The sequence below is a fragment of the Serratia sp. CY33525 genome (assembly GCF_052169115.1).
GTDB classification, from domain to species: Bacteria; Pseudomonadota; Gammaproteobacteria; order Enterobacterales; family Enterobacteriaceae; genus Serratia; species Serratia sarumanii.
On the sequence record NZ_JBJNLK010000002.1, the window covers coordinates 1 to 17153 of the forward strand.

The 17153-nt window shown below is 52.3% G+C and carries 28 protein-coding genes; 19 read left to right on the plus strand and 9 right to left on the minus strand.

Going from position 1 to position 17153, the window contains the following annotated elements; translation table 11 throughout:
• Positions 1 to 83: 83 nt before the first annotated feature.
• From ACJ8IM_RS04830 to ACJ8IM_RS04870, 9 genes are all read right to left on the minus strand, one after another.
• Positions 84 to 977: a DNA cytosine methyltransferase gene (locus tag ACJ8IM_RS04830; RefSeq protein WP_101455762.1), complete on the minus strand. Its 894-nt coding sequence runs from the start codon at positions 975 to 977 to the stop codon at positions 84 to 86.
• The gene (locus ACJ8IM_RS04835; protein WP_230116434.1) at positions 974 to 1516 is read right to left on the minus strand and encodes a hypothetical protein; all 543 of its coding nucleotides are present in this window, start codon (positions 1514 to 1516) and stop codon (positions 974 to 976) included. Before ACJ8IM_RS04835 ends, ACJ8IM_RS04830 begins: the two co-directional genes overlap by 4 nt.
• Positions 1513 to 1953, minus strand: coding sequence for a hypothetical protein (locus ACJ8IM_RS04840; protein ID WP_442516215.1), 441 nt, complete (start codon positions 1951 to 1953; stop codon positions 1513 to 1515). The genes ACJ8IM_RS04835 and ACJ8IM_RS04840 overlap by 4 nt, the downstream gene beginning before the upstream one ends.
• A complete protein-coding gene (locus ACJ8IM_RS04845) occupies positions 1937 to 2776 on the minus strand; it encodes a ParB/RepB/Spo0J family partition protein (RefSeq protein WP_442516216.1) in 840 nt (279 codons plus the stop codon). The genes ACJ8IM_RS04840 and ACJ8IM_RS04845 overlap by 17 nt, the downstream gene beginning before the upstream one ends.
• Before the next feature lie 3 nt (positions 2777 to 2779).
• Positions 2780 to 2923, minus strand: coding sequence for a hypothetical protein (locus ACJ8IM_RS04850; protein ID WP_154582428.1), 144 nt, complete (start codon positions 2921 to 2923; stop codon positions 2780 to 2782).
• Positions 2917 to 3129 (minus strand): hypothetical protein, encoded by a 213-nt coding sequence (locus ACJ8IM_RS04855; RefSeq protein ID WP_089186342.1) that lies wholly within the window; start codon positions 3127 to 3129, stop codon positions 2917 to 2919. The genes ACJ8IM_RS04850 and ACJ8IM_RS04855 overlap by 7 nt, the downstream gene beginning before the upstream one ends.
• A 377-nt stretch (positions 3130 to 3506) precedes the next feature.
• The gene (locus ACJ8IM_RS04860) at positions 3507 to 3689 is read right to left on the minus strand and encodes a hypothetical protein (protein WP_442516217.1); all 183 of its coding nucleotides are present in this window, start codon (positions 3687 to 3689) and stop codon (positions 3507 to 3509) included.
• A gap of 35 nt (positions 3690 to 3724) precedes the next feature.
• Entirely contained in the window at positions 3725 to 4348 is a 624-nt protein-coding gene (locus ACJ8IM_RS04865) for an Nmad5 family putative nucleotide modification protein (RefSeq protein WP_442516218.1), read from the minus strand.
• A gap of 460 nt (positions 4349 to 4808) precedes the next feature.
• The gene (locus tag ACJ8IM_RS04870; RefSeq protein WP_442516219.1) at positions 4809 to 5555 is read right to left on the minus strand and encodes a S24 family peptidase; all 747 of its coding nucleotides are present in this window, start codon (positions 5553 to 5555) and stop codon (positions 4809 to 4811) included.
• Positions 5556 to 5640: 85 nt separating this feature from the next.
• On the opposite strand from ACJ8IM_RS04870, the gene ACJ8IM_RS04875 reads away from it, so the two are divergent.
• The 19 genes from ACJ8IM_RS04875 (at position 5641) to ACJ8IM_RS04965 (ending at position 17135) form a co-directional block, all read left to right on the plus strand.
• Positions 5641 to 5871: a hypothetical protein gene (locus ACJ8IM_RS04875; protein ID WP_072269640.1), complete on the plus strand. Its 231-nt coding sequence runs from the start codon at positions 5641 to 5643 to the stop codon at positions 5869 to 5871.
• Positions 5872 to 5893: 22 nt separating this feature from the next.
• Positions 5894 to 6217, plus strand: a complete 324-nt coding sequence (locus ACJ8IM_RS04880) for a CII family transcriptional regulator (RefSeq protein WP_060421877.1) — start codon at positions 5894 to 5896, stop codon at positions 6215 to 6217.
• Complete coding sequence (locus ACJ8IM_RS04885; RefSeq protein ID WP_043147341.1) at positions 6218 to 6484, plus strand: hypothetical protein; 267 nt, start codon at positions 6218 to 6220, stop codon at positions 6482 to 6484.
• A gap of 26 nt (positions 6485 to 6510) precedes the next feature.
• Positions 6511 to 7191 carry a phage antirepressor KilAC domain-containing protein gene (locus tag ACJ8IM_RS04890; RefSeq protein ID WP_433991169.1) on the plus strand — a complete coding sequence of 227 codons (681 nt, stop codon included), beginning with the start codon at positions 6511 to 6513 and terminating at the stop codon, positions 7189 to 7191.
• 2 nt (positions 7192 to 7193) lie between these two features.
• Positions 7194 to 7370 (plus strand): DUF4222 domain-containing protein, encoded by a 177-nt coding sequence (locus ACJ8IM_RS04895; RefSeq protein ID WP_442516220.1) that lies wholly within the window; start codon positions 7194 to 7196, stop codon positions 7368 to 7370.
• A complete protein-coding gene (locus tag ACJ8IM_RS04900) occupies positions 7367 to 8449 on the plus strand; it encodes a hypothetical protein (RefSeq protein ID WP_442516221.1) in 1083 nt (360 codons plus the stop codon). The genes ACJ8IM_RS04895 and ACJ8IM_RS04900 overlap by 4 nt, the downstream gene beginning before the upstream one ends.
• Positions 8449 to 9423, plus strand: a complete 975-nt coding sequence (locus ACJ8IM_RS04905) for a DUF968 domain-containing protein (protein WP_442516222.1) — start codon at positions 8449 to 8451, stop codon at positions 9421 to 9423. The genes ACJ8IM_RS04900 and ACJ8IM_RS04905 overlap by 1 nt, the downstream gene beginning before the upstream one ends.
• Positions 9420 to 9776 (plus strand): RusA family crossover junction endodeoxyribonuclease, encoded by a 357-nt coding sequence (locus tag ACJ8IM_RS04910; RefSeq protein ID WP_308317398.1) that lies wholly within the window; start codon positions 9420 to 9422, stop codon positions 9774 to 9776. The genes ACJ8IM_RS04905 and ACJ8IM_RS04910 overlap by 4 nt, the downstream gene beginning before the upstream one ends.
• A complete protein-coding gene (locus ACJ8IM_RS04915) occupies positions 9773 to 10585 on the plus strand; it encodes an antitermination protein Q (RefSeq protein WP_442516223.1) in 813 nt (270 codons plus the stop codon). The genes ACJ8IM_RS04910 and ACJ8IM_RS04915 overlap by 4 nt, the downstream gene beginning before the upstream one ends.
• Before the next feature lie 317 nt (positions 10586 to 10902).
• On the plus strand, positions 10903 to 11823 hold the full coding sequence (locus tag ACJ8IM_RS04920; RefSeq protein WP_442516224.1) for a hypothetical protein: 921 nt from the start codon (positions 10903 to 10905) through the stop codon (positions 11821 to 11823).
• 13 nt (positions 11824 to 11836) lie between these two features.
• Entirely contained in the window at positions 11837 to 12409 is a 573-nt protein-coding gene (locus ACJ8IM_RS04925; protein WP_442516225.1) for a hypothetical protein, read from the plus strand.
• Positions 12410 to 12499: 90 nt separating this feature from the next.
• On the plus strand, positions 12500 to 12847 hold the full coding sequence (locus ACJ8IM_RS04930) for a phage holin, lambda family (protein WP_046898600.1): 348 nt from the start codon (positions 12500 to 12502) through the stop codon (positions 12845 to 12847).
• The gene (locus tag ACJ8IM_RS04935) at positions 12834 to 13274 is read left to right on the plus strand and encodes a lysozyme (RefSeq protein ID WP_442516226.1); all 441 of its coding nucleotides are present in this window, start codon (positions 12834 to 12836) and stop codon (positions 13272 to 13274) included. Before ACJ8IM_RS04930 ends, ACJ8IM_RS04935 begins: the two co-directional genes overlap by 14 nt.
• The gene (locus ACJ8IM_RS04940; protein WP_442516227.1) at positions 13271 to 13807 is read left to right on the plus strand and encodes a hypothetical protein; all 537 of its coding nucleotides are present in this window, start codon (positions 13271 to 13273) and stop codon (positions 13805 to 13807) included. The genes ACJ8IM_RS04935 and ACJ8IM_RS04940 overlap by 4 nt, the downstream gene beginning before the upstream one ends.
• Positions 13804 to 13998, plus strand: a complete 195-nt coding sequence (locus ACJ8IM_RS04945) for a hypothetical protein (protein WP_342144204.1) — start codon at positions 13804 to 13806, stop codon at positions 13996 to 13998. Before ACJ8IM_RS04940 ends, ACJ8IM_RS04945 begins: the two co-directional genes overlap by 4 nt.
• A gap of 97 nt (positions 13999 to 14095) precedes the next feature.
• A complete protein-coding gene (locus ACJ8IM_RS04950; protein WP_413712974.1) occupies positions 14096 to 14455 on the plus strand; it encodes a hypothetical protein in 360 nt (119 codons plus the stop codon).
• A gap of 53 nt (positions 14456 to 14508) precedes the next feature.
• Entirely contained in the window at positions 14509 to 15159 is a 651-nt protein-coding gene (locus ACJ8IM_RS04955) for a putative metallopeptidase (RefSeq protein WP_442516228.1), read from the plus strand.
• A 31-nt stretch (positions 15160 to 15190) separates the two neighbouring features.
• On the plus strand, positions 15191 to 15670 hold the full coding sequence (locus ACJ8IM_RS04960; protein WP_060387661.1) for a DUF2280 domain-containing protein: 480 nt from the start codon (positions 15191 to 15193) through the stop codon (positions 15668 to 15670).
• Positions 15657 to 17135, plus strand: a complete 1479-nt coding sequence (locus ACJ8IM_RS04965; RefSeq protein ID WP_049188540.1) for a phage terminase large subunit family protein — start codon at positions 15657 to 15659, stop codon at positions 17133 to 17135. The genes ACJ8IM_RS04960 and ACJ8IM_RS04965 overlap by 14 nt, the downstream gene beginning before the upstream one ends.
• Positions 17136 to 17153: the final 18 nt, after the last annotated feature.

Genomic DNA, 17153 nt, shown 5'->3' on the forward strand with positions numbered 1-17153 from the left:
CCCTGATGTACAGTTCAGCCAATGACCGCCGGAAACTTCGATTTCAAATACAGGCTTGCTCAGTTCGCTCAGCTTATTGTCCATCATGCTGCAATACCTCTCACTTGCCCCATATAGCGGATCATCTCCGCACCAACCCACATGCCAACCTGAACGCTCACGCCGTTGCCGATCTGCTTGTAAGCGGCAGTGTCGGATACCGGGAAATCGAACCAATCAGGAACACCCTGCAGGCGTGCATACTCTCGTTTCGAATACGGGCGCACGCCAAGTGGGAAGCGTTTATCGACGACGAGCCTAGTGCTCTTGTCTTTCGCGTAGTGGGCGACACATGTCGGCGCAAGATCGCCAGCTGCCGGGTCGCTGATGATGGGCAAATCTCGGTAAGCGCCGCTCATGCGCTTGGCGATGGCGGACGGCAGCGTAACTTGCGGGTCATCTTCCAGAATCGCCGACAGCGGGATGCGCGCTGAATTTTCCGGCGGACGCACGGCAAAGGTGCGTCGGGTGCCGATGATGATCAGACGGCTTCTCTTCTGTGGTAGCCAAGTTTCAGACTTGATCGGGCAGAACACCTGAATGAAGTAGTCAGGCATGCGAGTCATGGCCTCCATCACGACAGGAAACGCACGCATCCCCGGCACGTTCTCGATCACGTAAAATTCGGGCTTTGCCAGCGCGAAGTGACGGAGAGCATGCAGGAACAAATCATCGCCGGTGCGCACGCCGTGGATATCCCCGATCGTCGAGTATTTCGTGCATGGGTACGTGAAAACCATGCCGTCGCAGGTATCCTGCTCGAAAACCAATTCCTGGCTGATATCGCACTGCTTAACGTGGTCGCCAAGGTTGTGCCGGTAGGTTTTGCATGCGTCAGCGTCCAGTTCAAACGCCTGGTTAACCTTGATGCCGGCATCCATTAGGCCGATATCCATTAGGCCGGCGCCGCAGAAGTAAGAATTGACGGTTACGTTCATTGCTCCACCTCCCCAGCGCTGTCACCAGCCTGTTTAGGGAGTCCGTCATAAACCTCTGACAGATGCCCGCGAATCTGCATGCGGCGCAGAGCGCTATACATGTAATCGCACTCAGCCTGCTTGTTGGCGCGGAATGGCTTGTTCTTGTTGGTGCACCACATCGCGTTACCCGGCCAGCCGTGAACCTTAAAAACGCGCCCACCTTTTACGTTCAGCAACCCCCAGCCCTCTGGCAGCTCATCGATGCGGATCAGTCCAGGCTCGCAGATGAAGAAGCGCCAATCCCCCATGCCAAGCTCAGGCTGAATCCGGAATCGCTTTTTCCGGTCGGCAAGGAAGTCACCTCGAGAACACTTCGCTTCGATCAGGCAGGAGGCTAGATTACGGAATCCAATTGCGTCAGGCTGTTCGCCGGTGGATACAGCGGCAACAAAGCGATCATGGAAAGCGACCGAGAAACCGTTATTGCGCAGGAACCGTTCGGCAATCAGGCAAAGCTCGCTGTGTGTCAGGGCTGGCATCACTGGGCGCTCTTTCATTTGGCCTCCCGCAGCTTCTTAGCGAACGAGCGAGCGTCATCTGCATAGCTTGATGCGACAGTATGCTTTGGTTCTGCTGGATTGGATTCTGAGGCAATTTGGTCAAGGTCTGCTGCGTACTTCTCCACTCCCTGCGCCTGGATAGCTGCCAGTGCTGCGTCAGTGGCCGGGGTTTGAAGTTTGACTGCCATTTTTACTGCGATATCGAGTAGGTCTGTCAGCTCCTCGTTGTATGCATTGCAAATTGAGTCAAGCAATTCATTCAGCGCCTGATTCTCCACAGCCAGCGCATCGGCTCGATCTGCCAGCGCATCGCGCTCAGCCTTCAAAACTTCATAGTCGGAGAATTTAACGAACTCACCGTGCTCATTTTCGCGGGCAAACGGCGCAAAGCGCGCCGCGTGCATGACGTAGTCAGGGTTATATCTCTGAACCATCTGGATTCTCCTTGCCGCTGGTGGAGCGGTATTCATCGAGAATGGCGAGCACATCAAGCTGAGTGCCGGCGGGAAGGATGTAAGCGGTCTGGCCGTCAATTTCCCGGACTTCAGCCTGTGCTAAGAGCGTGACGAGCTTGCGGGACTTTGGCGCGCTGAATTTTGGAGCGATAAATGATTTTGTGACCTTTTTCTTGCCCGCGGCTTTGGCCTTTTCGACGTCGCCAGCCAGTACCTTGCCGGCTTGCTCGCCATGCTCTTTTACGCGCTCAACAGCAGCATCGACGGCAACGGCGCCATCTTTGACCAGCGTCTGAACATCGTGATTTGCTTGGGTGAGGGCAAGCAGCTTATCGACCGTGGCGCGGCTCTTGCCGACCAACGAGGCGATCTCGTCTGGCGTAAGATTGAAGCCAGCCAGCTCTTTTACAACGAGAGATTGCTCGTAAGGAGATAACGGCAACTGTGTGTTGCTGTTCATGATGCGGGCGATTCGCTCAACATCATTCCCGGTGAAAGGAATTATCTGTATGCGGTCAACAGGCTTACCGGCTTCACGGCAGCGAACATAAGCTCGGTGACGACGATGCCCCTCAACTATCCAAACACCACCCTCATCACGAACCCGCACTTCAAGCGGCGGTACAGGTCTGCCCTTCATCAGGTGCTGAAAGAGCCTTTCATCGTCATCCTTGGTCTGTTCGCTTTCAATGCGCTTGTTAAACCCTTCCTCGACGTGAATATCGTCAATTCGCATTGTCATGCGGCCGTCAGGGCGCTTTATGGTTCCGTCCTTAGCCATCTGCTTGAATGAGTTCGCCATGCATTAACTCCAGACCGCGCCGGCAGTCAGCAGGCACAGGGTAAAAATGAGAAGGTAGAAGAGGTGTTTGCCGTGGTGGCGCTTAGGGGCGAAATCGCCCCCGGTCAGGTCGTACTTGTGCTGAATACGGGCGTTGAGGCTTACCATGTTGGCCTCCGCTGCTGGGTGTGCAGGCGGCGCTGCAGTGTTCTGATGTTTTGGCGGACGACGTACACTGGCGCGCAGGTATCGGCGCAGACGAGGATTCGGACGGCCTTATATCTGCCGTCTTCGTAGCGCTGAATGCTCACTGCTTTTTTCTCTACGTCGCGCGTTTGGCCGCAGTGTTCGCAGCGTTGGGTATTGGTTTGCATAACATGTCCTCTCAATGAAATTCACATGGGTAAAGGCGCTGCCTGAGTTGATGCACGCGCTCGGTTTCCCTACGGTTCCAGCACACTGGAGCAGGGCAGCGCCTTTGTTGATGTGAAAAAAAGAGCCCCGGCTAGCGGGGCAAAGGATGTGACAAGGGAAGTGGTACTGAGCAGGCTTGTGATTTCTCACGCACCTGGTGGCGCATCGAACAGGGGATTTATACTGTGTAGGTTTAAATGAGAACCTGAACGATACGCCACCAGATAAGTGAGACGCCGGCGTTAACCGGCGAAGTATACGCAGCCCGCTATGGTTACAGCCCATAGGCAAAGGCCAACAGCGACGCTGTAAACCAGCGCCTTCCATCCGTTTAAGCTCATGATTGATTGTCCTGTGCGTAAGGATCCCAGCCTTCGAACTGGGGAAGATCGTCACATTCAAGGGCAACGGTGCCATTGTCAGCGTCGATGTTAATTTCCCATTCCGGGAAGAGGGCGTGCAGATTTACCAGCGACCAGAACTGAAGCTGGGCCTGGTCGTTTTGAAGTTTCAGGGACATGATTGCCTCAGTGCGCCCCGTAGGGCGCGGTGGGTTTATGTTTCGACTTTTTCTTCGGTCGGCAGGCCGATGAGCTTGTTGAGGTCTCCAACCCTGAGCGCTGGCAGCGCCGCTCTTGCGGCATCAAGATTGGCGGGCAACAACTCTTTGCTTTCCGGCCACGCTTCCAGTAAGCGCTTTACGGTTGAAACCGAGTTGAGCGCGGCATACACGTTGACTTTCACTTCTTCCCGCTGCTGGATAAGCGTACGTTTTTCATCATCCAGTCGGTGGAATTCAATGGTAAGGGGATCATCAGCTGCGAGAAGGCAAATCTCTCTGCATGGAGTTAATCGGTAAACACTATCGCCAGCGCTGTATTCGAGCCGCGTCCGAGCACCGCCGAATGATGGGTAAATTTCTTTTCTAAGGCCTCGACTGATGCAGAAGCTTGTCGCACCAATTTCATGCAGTTCCTTCTCGATTTTCATCGCTTCGGCAAGTTTGGCGTCACCCTCAGCTGCTTTCTTTTTCCCGCCCAAGACCTTAACGCGGACTTTCTCGGCAAGGTCACAAAATGCTTTTTCGTTCTCGGCCTCTGCGGCCAAAACGCCAGACTTCTTTATCGCGTTGGCAGCGATGGCATCGCGCAGCGCAGTGGTCAATCGTATTGATGACATGCTTCACCTCATTGGTTTCAGTGGTTTTAGTCCTGTCCGCCCCACACTGGCAGCGGCAGGGTAAATCCACTTCTGTGCATGACTTATCAGCCTCTCGCTGCGTAATCCTCTGCGTAATCCTCTGCGTAAGCTATCGCCCGCGGGCGCTTCACCTACCTGCCTGGTATCCGTACCGGCGCCATTTCAATTTGCCAGGGCGCTGCGGTCAGCCTGTCATGCGGTTCTGATTGTTAAAGAGCGTCCCGGTGGTTTGGGGTGACGTTGTTGCTGTCGATGAACCAATAATCAACCATTGGTTATTTTTAGTCAATACCATTGGTTGATTTTGTGGTTGATTTTTACTTATGTGGTTGATGTTTGGTTTGTTATTTATTGAAAAAAAATTGAGCGGATTCTGTGAGGGGATTTTTGGGCGAAAAAAAACCGGCCAAATTGGCCGGCTTGTAGGTTTATGGGAGGCTTACCATGCAGATGAAGACCAGAATACTCGTCCGAGAACTACCAATTGCTCCTTACGTTGCTGATAGCTTAGATGTTCATCACCGTACTCGTCCTTATTGAGTGAGCGAATGGTTACACCTCCATCAGGGTGCTCTATCAACACCTTTACACGCAGCAAATTACCATGACGAATAGCATAGGTCTTACCTTCTCTGATGCGGGTGTCGTCAGTGTTGATACCAACGATATCGCCATCTTGCAGGCGAGGCTCCATACTGGATCCTGAAATTTTCACTAACTTTGCGGCAGAAGTAGATACACCCATTTCATGAAGAAATTGGCGCCTAAATGTGAAGGTGGACGCAGCCTTTTCGACCATGTCATATGTGCCATCACCAGCAGAGAATCGCACGTCTAAAAGAGGAAGCTCTACGAGCTCATCATCATCTACGGGCTCTGCATATGACCCATCATCGCCGTCATCGTCAAGCGAAATAACGGCACTATCCCTGCTGTTCCCGCGCCCATACTCAAGCCACTCAGCCCTAACACCGAGCCATTCGGAAAGAGCAACGATACGATCACCCTCAGGGCTGGATTCAGCATTAAGCCATTTCCCAACGGCAGTAGTAGTAACGCTAATGCCGCGTTTTTTAAGAGCCGCTTTAATGTCTACCGCTCGCCCATGAAGCCTTACGCCAGCCTCATCGCAGGCCAGCTTGAGCCGCTCTGCAAACTTTTCGCGTAATTCGTTTTTAGTAACCATTGGTTGATTCTCTTATAGATTGACTCAACTATCAGTTGTGCTATAACATCAACCAATAGTTATTTTTTGGTTGTGGAGATGAACCATGAATGAAGTAAAAAAGGCCATTAAAGCTGTTGGCGGCCCTGCAAGAGCAGCAGAAATCTGTGATCGGTCCGTAACGGCTATCCAAAAGTGGCAAAGCAAAGGGTGCCTTCCTCGCACTGAATACACGGGTAAAACCAAATACGCAGAGATCCTGGCAAGTCATTCCAATGGTGAAGTAATTGCCTCGGAGCTTTTGGAAAAAGCAAACCCTGACCGGGTGTCATGCTGACTAATTTATAAGGAGATTATTTATGGAAAACAACGCAATAGCACGAAAGTTAGAGCCACCGATCATCAACCCCGTTGAGATTGAGTGCGTTCTGCTCAACCGGCTTGCGTCAGTAGGGCAGAAAGCCTATGCCGAGCATCTTGGCATCAGTGAATCCACGGCCAGCCGACGCAAAGGTGAGGGGCATTTTGCAGCGATGGCAAAGGAGTTGGCGTTTCTTGGTATTCAGGCCGCTCCTCCCGAAGCGGTACTGGTGTCCCGTGATTATTTGGCGTCAGTCGAAACATTGGCTGATATCGGATTGAAAGCAGAGCGCAGCCGACCGGGGCCGCTGGGGTGGGACTAAATGGCCTGGGACACGTTTGTTTACGACAACATCAAGAAGCAGCTGGTGAAAGAGGGATTCAGCGAAGCGCTGGCTCAGGGGGGGGCATCACACGGAGCCGACCTTTACCGGCGGAAGTCGCAGGCGAGCAGGAAGGGGATGATTTATGACGACTGTCTCACGCTTGCGCGCCAGTACGTACTTGCGAGCTGCACCAAGGAAGAGAAGCCGGAATCAGGGAAGAAGAAAAGCCGAACAGCTGCAACTGCTCGGCCATCACTTTTCTAAAACCTAACCTGAGAGGTCGATTCATTATGGCAAACGTAGCGATCGGTGGCAACAGCCCGAAAATGACGAGCCGTGAAATTGCCGAGCTGACTGGCAAGCAACACGGCCACGTCATGCGCGACATAGAAATCATGCTGGAACAGCTGGGCGAAGGCCTGGATGGGTATATCCAGATTTGGAGACACCCCCAGAACGGCCAGCAATACCGGGAATACGCGCTCGACAGGGAACATACCGAATGTTTGGTTACCGGATACAGCGCCAGCCTGCGCATGAGGGTGATTAAGCGCCTGCACGAACTAGAAGAGCAAAACTCCCCAGTCCCGCAGACGCTGCCTGAAGCGCTGCGCCTGGCTGCTGATATGGCCGAACAGAAAGCGATTTTGGAGCAGAAGGTTCAGGCCGACGCTCCAAAGGTGGCCTTTGTCGATCACTACGTAGACGCCTCAGGTTCAAAAAGCCTGCGTGCCACGGCCAAGGTTTTGAACATGCCTGAGAAAGCGATGATTGATGCGCTGATCCGCGACAAGGTTCTTTTCCGCCAGTCAGGGAATCTGCTTCCCCATGCACTCCGCCAGCGGGACGGGTTATTCACCGTCAAAACTGGCACGTCTGATTTTGGTCACGCCTTCACGCAAACCAGGGTAACGCCGCGTGGCATCCAGTGGATTGCTGAGCGTTACGCCTCTGAACTGATGGCGAGCTAACCATGATCCGATCAACCCCGCTTGATAGGAAATATGTCGATGACCACGGCAACCCCGTGAAGGTCATCCGGTGGGAACGTGCAGAGCGTCAGGTGATTTTTATGAGAGAGGGCTATCCGCATGAATGCATGCAACCTCTTGAAAGATTTAAAGAGAAATTTAAGCGAGTGGACATATGAGCGCCTTAATGCAGCTTCTTGATCGGCCCATAGCTTACCAGCCGTCTTTCGTCGGCCTGGGGGTTGGGGTGACTGGCGCTGTTCTGCTATCGCAGTTGGTTTACTGGCATAACCGAATGGATGCCGGCTGGTTCTACAAAACCCAGAAAGAGATCCGCGATGAAACAGGCCTAACGCGTGAGGAACAGGAAACGGCACGCCGTCGCCTTATCTCCGCCGGGGTACTTGAAGAGGATCGCCGTGGTGTACCAGCAAAGCTCTATTTTCGGGTTAAAGCCGATGCTCTTGAGTTGCTTCTTCTGAAGAAAATCAAAGAGAAAACCCAGAATGCGGGAATCCCTCATTCCAGTATGCGGGAATCCCGCATTCAAGAGTGCGGCAATGCCGCAGGCAAGAATGCGGAAAACCCTCAGACAAGTTTGCGGGAAAGCAGCGCGCCAGATTGCGGGGATCCCGCAAACATTCATACAGGAGATTACACAGAGATTACGTCAGAGACTACAGCAGAGAAAAAACCTGTACGTCCGCCGGCTGCGCCGACAGACCAGCCGCAAGAGGATTCTTTGAAAATCGATTACGACGAAGTACTTCGCATCTTCCGCACCACGCTGCCAGAACTGCCTGACGTCTTGAAGATGACCGACGGGCGCCGCAAGGCACTGCGCAAGCTCTGGAAGGACTACGAGATGGACATGGAGCGCTGGGGCGCTTACCTGCGGTACATCTCGAAGAAATGCCGCTGGATGTTGGAAGATCGCCCAGACACGAACAGCGGCAAGACCTGGCGCAAAAAGGACTTCGACTACCTGATCACTGAGAAATGCTACCTGAAGGTCAAGGAAGAGCGGGCTGATGATCTCCCGAAAGTACAGCGCCAGGATAGCTCCGCCCGCGAAGAGGCCTATGTCCGTCTGGTATCCCAGCGCCAGCAGCCACGGAACGAGGTTGAGAAGCTTGCGAAGGAGATGGCCGGATCCCTTGGTCGCATGACCGATTACGACGCCCGCCGAGCATGGACGGGGATTTGGGCTCAGGCAGTAGCCAAAGCCAGCGAGAACGATTTAGCGAGGATTGCCTGATGAGAGCGATAGTCAAAGCAGCGGTACAGCGTGATCTGGGTATTGCCTTGATCCCTGTGGACGAAAAGCTGGCGTTTCACATGACAGGACGCGTGATGGTTTCCACGCTTCCGAAAGAGTTCAAGGACGCACCTGAAGGCATCCTGCCGGCGGTGGAGCATGAGATCGCCAACGACCCGCGGTTACAGGGTTTCTTCACAGATGAACGCGTTATCAACGCCTGCGGCGGCGTTAATGCGATTGAAGCCTGGGCGACGCAGTTCACGAAATGTCAGTACAGCAAGCACGAACTGCCAGAGACAATTCTGGACACCGAGCGTGTTGGTAATTCAGCCGTTCGCATCTGCCCCGGTTGCTACAAAAAAAGCCTGGGTGTGTCGCCGAAGCTGGAAAAAATCGCCGCCCGCAACACGGCGCGCTGGGTTGTGGCAACGGCAAAACACCGCCTGAAGTCTGAAGGACAGCTGACAATCCCTGAACTGATGCTGTGGGCCATGCTGTCCGGTGTATTCGACCTGATCCCGGATGAAGTCTCCCGCACAGTAACCGACCTGCCGGAGCCGAAGGTAATCACAGGCACCCGCAAGGAATCCGAGATGGAATGCACGCCGGCGGCAACTGCGATTATTTCCAAGCAGGCCCAGAAGTGTTTCAAGGTCGATCCTGAAGTCCCTGGCGCCTTTGTGTTGCGTCCGAAGAAAACTCGCGCCGAAGACAGCAAATATACCCGCTGGGTTAAGACTCGCCCCTGCTGCGGTTGCGGAGCGCGCTCAGACGACCCTCACCACATCATCGGTCACGGGCAGGGCGGCATGGGAACCAAGGCCCACGACTTCTTCACTATCCCGTTGTGCCGTAAATGTCACGACGCATTGCACGAGGATGTAGCGGCCTGGGAAGCGGAACATGGTAGCCAGGTTGAACTGCTGTTTGAGTTCCTGGATTACTCCTTTGGCATCGGGGCGATCACATGAAGACGTATCAGATCACGCCAATCCCTAAACCACGCATGACACAAAAAGATCGGTGGGCCAAGCGCCCGCCAGTTCTCCGCTACCGGGCATTCTGCGACGAGGTGAAATTAAATCGAATCTCGCTGCCTGAGAGCGGCTATCACGTGACGTTTGTTTTACCCATGCCAGATAGCTGGAGCCAGAAGAAACGAGCTGAGATGGCCGGGAAACCGCATCAGCAGAAGCCGGACAAGGACAATCTGGAGAAGGCGTTGCTGGATGCCATTTTTGAGGACGACTGCCGCATCTGGGACGGTCGAGTAACAAAGATTTGGGGCGAAGTAGGCCAAATAATTATAGGGGAAATAGCATGAGATTAGAGTCGATTCCGAAATACTTTGCACCGAAATCACCGACCTTTAGCGACTCACCACGCGCGACTGCTTCGGACTCTTTGACCGGTACTGACGTGATGGCGGCATTCGGGATGTGCCAGGCTCAGGCAGAGTTCGGTCTGGATTTGTTCTTGGCAAAACAGGGCATCAGCTCACCTGAGCGTGCGCTGGAACGGTTGAAGGAATACGCGATAAAAGCCGCCAGCGCACACAAGGCCATCCGCAAACACAGTGAAGAGATTCAGCACAGAGCGATCGGCGTCATGGTGGCGTTTGCATTCCAGGATTACTCCCGCAGCGCGGCCAGCGTCAGGACGTGCGAATGCTGCAAGGGGGAGGGCTTTATTGACGCTGAGGTCTTCACCAACAAAGTCCAGTACCCAGACGGTAAGCCGCCGAAGTGGGCGAAAATCACTAAGGGTGTATTTCCGTCGTACTGGGAGGAAGTGAAATCAGTGAGAGAGGTTGTGAAGGTGCTTTGCCCGACCTGCAAGGGGAAGAAGGTGATCAGCAACGCCTGCAGATGCCACGGACGCGGCAAGGTGCTGGATAAGAAGCTGAGCGACAAGACAGGGATCCCGGTAATGAAGGATTGCGACAAGTGCAGCGGCAGAGGGTATGCGCGCCTCCCGGCTGAGCAGGTTAGAAAGGCGTTGGCGCTGGAGGGTTTAGAGATAGCGGAAACCACCTGGCGTCGGGACTACAAACCTTTCTATGAGCAGCTTGTCACGCAGTGTCACAAAGAGGAAAGCATCGCGGATTCTATGCTGGCTGCGGTCACGGTTTAACAGAATCAAGAAAAATAGCGTCACGTTAAAAGCAAAGTGTTGACAGTTTGGCGAAAATGGACTAGCTTTATATCCATGATGTGATATTTCCGCTTGTCACATGACCAATCAATTAAGGCCCGCCTCTGTGCGGGCTTTTTGCATTTCAGCCCCAGCCAACGGACGACACACACGGCACCCTCTTACCGGCAGCGTTTACGGCTGGTGGCTGATCTTTGTTAGTTGGTTTTATAGGAAATATTTTCTTACACTCACTTTATTTATGCCAATTTTGTGTTAATTTTCTCTAAAGGAAATTGATAAATTAAGGGCATAACGTGTTATCGAATCTTGAAAGATGGGTTTCATTTTTTGATTTTTCTTTTTCACCCACTCACCCAGCAGCACCTGATATACCCATAAATGAAGTGTTACTAAGATTAAAGAATCTTGTAGATCAGGGCGATGCAGTGAAGCTGTACAATAACAAAACAAGAGCTGTCCGCATTTCAGAAATGACCTATGCTGATGGCGATCCTCATGCTGTAATGTTAGTTCAACTCTGTGATCAGAATGGGTCGGATCCTGTTTTTGGGGAGCTGGCAACAGGGGCGTTAAGGCTCGAGCCAAAGCTAGCAGGTGAGGGGATAGCCGTATCTAGCCATATAGTCATATCAACCTCGGTGGTTCCTTTCACAGCAGACCATTTTAAGACACTGGTTGAGTCAGTTCCGGGTATCAGTAAGTCGATACTAGAACCGTTCCTAAACGCTGTTCTTAAGGACGCTTTTGATGGGCAGGAATTTCACAATCCGGCAACAAAAGCCAAATGTAAGCACCGTCCTAAATTGGCTATTTTTTCCCATGGGTCCCAGACTTTAATGGACGCTCTTCAGGGGGCCAAACTTCACAACGTCAAGCTGGTTAGCACTAAGAAGATGGGCGGGTTGGATAAGACATCCTATACCGAACTAGCGGAAAGGTCTGTGAGATACAAAATCGTGAAACAGCCGCCGCTAAAGTACAAAGAAAAACTGCTGAGAATCCTCAGAAAGAAAGGCCAACAGTCTGGGTACACGAAGGTATCAATCAGTTATTCTAAGGATGGTAAGCAGGCCAGCCTTGATCTTGACCGGAATGAGGATGCTGCTACCAAGCTCTTCACCAAGAGCGAGAAGGTCATTCTTGCTGGTGGGATAAATCAATGCGAGAGCGCCATACATCAGCAGCTTTCTGCAAGCATGGTAGGGCTTTTATAGATGAGGTTTCGGAATGAAACTGTTTTCACCATTGGGTTATTTGCGTATCAAACATGAAGAGAAGAAATGGTACGATTTTATAATTCCACTTATTGGTAGTGTGATAGTAACTTTTGTTTATTATTTTTCTAGCAATAAAATTCCTCTAATAGGCAATGGTGGCCTACTATCTCAGGTCAACGGGCTTTTACAAGTGTTGATCGGTTTTTATATAGCTGCATTAGCCGCCGTATCTACCTTTTCCAATGCGACAATAGATGAAGTGATGTCTGGAGACCCTCCAACTTTGATAGAGAAGTTCAGGGGGAGAAAGTTAAAGGTTACTCTTACAAGAAGAAGGTTTGTTTGCTATCTATTTGGATATTTGGCATTAACCAGCTTTGTGCTTTTTTGCATCGGCCTGATTTCCTTACTTATAGGGAAAACGCTCTCAATATGGTTGCTTGCCACAACATCAATTAAAGTGTTGATAGTGCTAAAAACAGTGTTCTTCTTCTTTTACTCTTTGATTTTGCTTAACGTTATAACAACAACTTTACTGGGGTTGTATTTCCTCTCCGTTCGATTCCATCAATCATCTCTATAGTCTGCAGTTTATATATCCAGAACATTAGGCCCGCATAGTGCGGGCCTTTTCTTTTACTACAGCACAGCCCGATAACCGGGAGGTGGAGTCATGAAGATGCCAAACAATCCTCACAACTGGGCAGAGCTCAGCGACATTCTTGCGGCCTGGTGGCGCGGTGACGTGCCGATTGGTGGCGTCGTCATGGCTGTTGTAATGGCCGTCCTGCGAATGGCGTATGCCGGCAGCGGCTGGAAGGAAACCATATTCGAAGGCTTGATGTGTGGTGCCTTAGCGCTGACCACTTACTCAGCCCTGGATTACTTCGATGTGCCGAAAGCTTTAACGGTTGGTATCGGCGGATTCATCGGCTTTGTCGGTGTGAAGAAACTCAGCTCGTTTTTGTCTGGTTACGTTGGTAATCGCTTTGGCGGGGGCAATCAGAATGCAGATAAGTAAAAGCGGCATTGAGCTGATCAAGCGCTTTGAAGGCCTGCGTCTGAAAGCCTATCAGGATGCGGTGGGCGTCTGGACGATTGGTTACGGATGGACGCAACCGGTAGACGGTAAGAAAGTCGGGCCCGGAATGCAGATTGATCAGGCGACTGCCGATCGGTTGCTGAAATGCGGCGTTGTGCAGTATGAGCAGGGCGTTAATCAGCTGGTGAAGGTGCGCATCACACAGGGCCAATTCGACGCGCTGGTGAGCTTTGCGTATAACCTCGGCCTGCGCTCGCTGAGCACATCCACGCTTCTGCAAAAACTGAACGCTGGCAATAAGCAAGGCGCAGCAGACCAGTTCGGCCGGTGGGTAAATGCTGGCGGTAAAAGGCTTGATGGTCTGGTTGCACGGCGTGCAGCTGAGCGCGAGATGTTTTTGTCATGAACACCTCATTCAGCTTCCGCACTATGGCGATCGGCCTGTTGCTGGTGGCGCTGATTGTCGCGGGCAGGCTGGCGTTTTACTTCCACGGCAATGCAGTAAAGGCCGGTGAACAGGTTAAGCAGCTTCAGAGCGATAACACCCTGCAGGCGAATACAATCGCCACACAGGCGTTTCAGTTCCAGCGCGCCAACGAAATCAGCAACGCGGCGATTCAGTATGGCATCAACACCGACGCGGCCACCCAGGGGAAAGAAATTGAATACCGGACGATCCTCAAGAAACAGCCGACGTGTGATCTGGCTGTGCCTGCCGCTATTGCTGGTGGGCTGCTCGACTACGCGCACCGTCTACGTTCCCGCGCAATGTCAGCCGATACCATCGTCGCTGACGCAACCGGTACTGGCACCACTGCCTCCGGCACCCTGACATACTGTCAGGCGGCGCTGTGGATTGATCCGCTGCTGGCGGCGCTCGACAAAGCGAACAACCAACTGCTGGCGATACGCCGGCTCGACGAAGAGAGAAAACGATGAGCAAGATTGTACTGACCCTGGAACAGATTAAAGAGTTGGCGCGTTTCGCAGAAGATGAAGGCCAGCCGTCCTACACCATTACCACCGGCACTATTCCAGCGTTTGAGTCTGAGGATGGCGAGGTTCCTGAGTACAACGGCCCGATCGCCTACTCGGACTCGGAAGCGCACGGTGTTCTGCAGTTGGGCTGACGGCATTACAGGTGGCATTCACTGAGAGCTACCGATAATGCTTCATACGAAATGACAATGCGACTATTATTATCCTTAAATAGTTGGAGGGATAATTGTGAGTCAAGTCGTTGTTAGAACAAAAGAAGAGTTAGAGCAAGCCCGGAAAGCAAAGTCCGATTTTATTGTTGTTGAGGGCAAATTAGCAGATAAACTCCAAAAAGGGAAAAAAATAGCTAGGGCTAGCGGCGTTACAATCGCTGTCATAACGGCGGCCATTGCAGCTGCACCTTTTACAGGAGGTGTATCTACGATGGTGGGCGTTGCCCCTGCCGCAGCTCTTTCCGGTATGGAGGTTGCCGCAATTATTGCCGCTGCATCAATAGGCATTGCTTTGATTGTTGGCGTTTTTAAAGACTACGAAGAGATTGAAGTAGGGCCGGGCACATTGAAATTGAAGCGACGCCAACAGAAATAAGCATGGCAATAGATTATAACCCGCTCCGGCGGGTTTTTTATTGGGAGATAATCATGGCTAAAACAGCACAGGATGAGAGCCATGATAGGCGGCCATACCCACCGCTACGGTTTATCGAAGACCATCAGCTAACGCCTTATATCGGCCTGGTTCCTGCGAACGAGGTGCAGGAGTGGATGCAGCGTCAAATCATCGACGATTCCGGCAGCTTGTTTAACCCAGACCACGGACACCTTGCAGACGCTGATCTGCGTTTCATGTGGGCATCGTCCGCGTTTGAGAAGAAAGGGCGCCATGTGCTAGGCCAAGCTGAAGAGGTAGCGATGCGCGCTGGCGGATGGCAGAAGGCCAGGATGGAACAGCAGATGCATGAATGGTTCGGTGAGGTGCCGAAATTCATCATCACGCTCGCTGCCGACTACTGCTCTCAGTGTTCAGATGCCGAGTTCTGCGCCCTGGTCGAGCATGAGCTTTACCACATCGCACAGGCGACAGACGATTTCGGCGCACCAAAATTCAACAAGGAAGGCCAGCCGGTGCTGAAGCTGCGCGGACACGACGTTGAAGAGTTTGTTGGCGTAGTTCGTCGGTATGGCGCCAGCGTGGAAGTTCAGGAACTGGTTGATGCGGCTAACAAGCCTGCGGAGGTGACACAACTAAACATTGCCAGGGCGTGCGGTAACTGCATGCTGAGGCTGGCGTAAATATTGGACTGTATTGGACGGATGGTGATTTATGGCTGCATTAAAACCAGATGTAAAAGCCTTCATCATTCAGTCGCTTGCGTGCTTTGATACCCCTACGTTGGTCGTGGAGTCCGTCCAAAAAGAGTTTGGGCTAAAAATCACGCGTCAGCAGGTTGAATCTCACGACCCGACAAAGGTTAGCGGCAAGTCGCTGGCTAAGAAGTGGGTAGACCTGTTCCACACGACGCGGGAGCGATTCAAGACGGAAATCTCAGATATTCCGATCGCCAACAAGGCCTACCGGCTGCGCGTTCTTGATCGCATGGCGACGCGAACCGAAACCATGAAGAACTACGCATTGGCCGCTCAGATCGTCGAGCAGGCCGCGAAAGAGTGCGGCGATGCGTATACGAATCGACAGAAGGTAGAGCACACAGGAAAAGACGGCGGCCCCATCGAGTCGGCCACGTTGACGAAAGACGAATACAAGCAGGCTCGGCGGGAGATGTTGGAGGATGACGACTGTTGAGCAGCGGAATTATGCCCGCAAGATAGAGTGTGAAGAGGATGGGATGTATTTCTCCCGCTACTTCTTCAAGCAGAGAACCGGCGGCAAGATGATCGTCGCACCACATCACAAGGTAATCCAAGAGACACTGGATCGTGTGATCGATGGCGAGATTCAGCGTCTGATTATTAACGTCCCTCCCGGCTATACAAAAACAGAACTGGCGACCATCAATATGATGGGGAGAGGACTGGCGCTAAATAGGCGTGCCAGGTTCATGCATCTGTCGTATTCGCACAACCTTGCTCTTCTTAACTCATCTACAGCGCGAGGAATAATAAAGTCTCGTACTTATCAATCCATGTGGCCTATGGAGCTTCGCGATGATGCTGATAGCAAGGCGATGTGGTGGAATGAGTTTGGCGGCGGCGTGTATGCGTCATCAGCAGCAGGCCAGGTAACTGGATTTCGAGCCGGGCACATGGAGCCAGGCTGGCAAGGCGCTCTGGTTATAGATGACCCAGTAAAACCTGACGACGCTTACTCTGAGATCGTCCGCGATGGAGTAAATAACCGCTTTAACGAGACAATCAAATCACGACTGGCGATCGAGACGACGCCGATGATTGTCATTATGCAGCGCATCCACTACCACGATCTTAGCGGTTATCTTCTGCGCGGAGGCAGTGGTGAGAAATGGCATCATCTGAACTTGCCGGTGATTATCGACAACAGTCAGTCATACGCTGCGCAGTATCCAGAAAACACCCACGCTATACCGATTGACCACGGATTGCCTGATGGTTGGCTGTGGCCATTCAAACACAACGAATCGCATCGAACTTCTCTGTTTTCTCATCGCCGCACTGCGGAAGCTCAGTACATGCAGAAACCTCGCCGCTTCAATGCTGAGGGGGCGCTGTGGAACGAGCAGATGATAAGCGCTGCTCATGAACTACAAATCAAGCATGACAAGGTTCGCACAGTCGTGGCGATTGACCCACAGGCAACCAACAGCGATGAGAGTGATGAAACAGGGATAGTTGCTGCAAGTTCCTATGGCGCTGGAGACAAGAAGCAATTCTCGGTTGATGGGGATTACAGCGGTAAATATTCCCCAGCTGGATGGGCTAAAAAAGCGATATGGGCGTATGAACATCATCAGGCAGATGCGATCGTCATAGAGACAAACCAGGGTGGTGATATGGCGGAGGAGACATTACGCAATGCAGGCTTTAAAGGGCGGATTATTCGAGTTCACGCCAGTAAGGGGAAGTATGCCCGAGCGGAACCAATATCAGCCCTGTACGAGCAAGGCAGGGTGTTGAATCAGGGAAATCTCTACGTGCTGGAAAATCAGCTGATGGAGTACATACCGACCACTGCCAAAAAGTCACCAGACCGCCTTGATGCCATGGTTTATGCGCTGACTGAACTTAACGGCTCTCAACCGAGAGGGATGATGCTCCCTAAGCGGCTACAGTAAACCACTCCAAACGGAAAC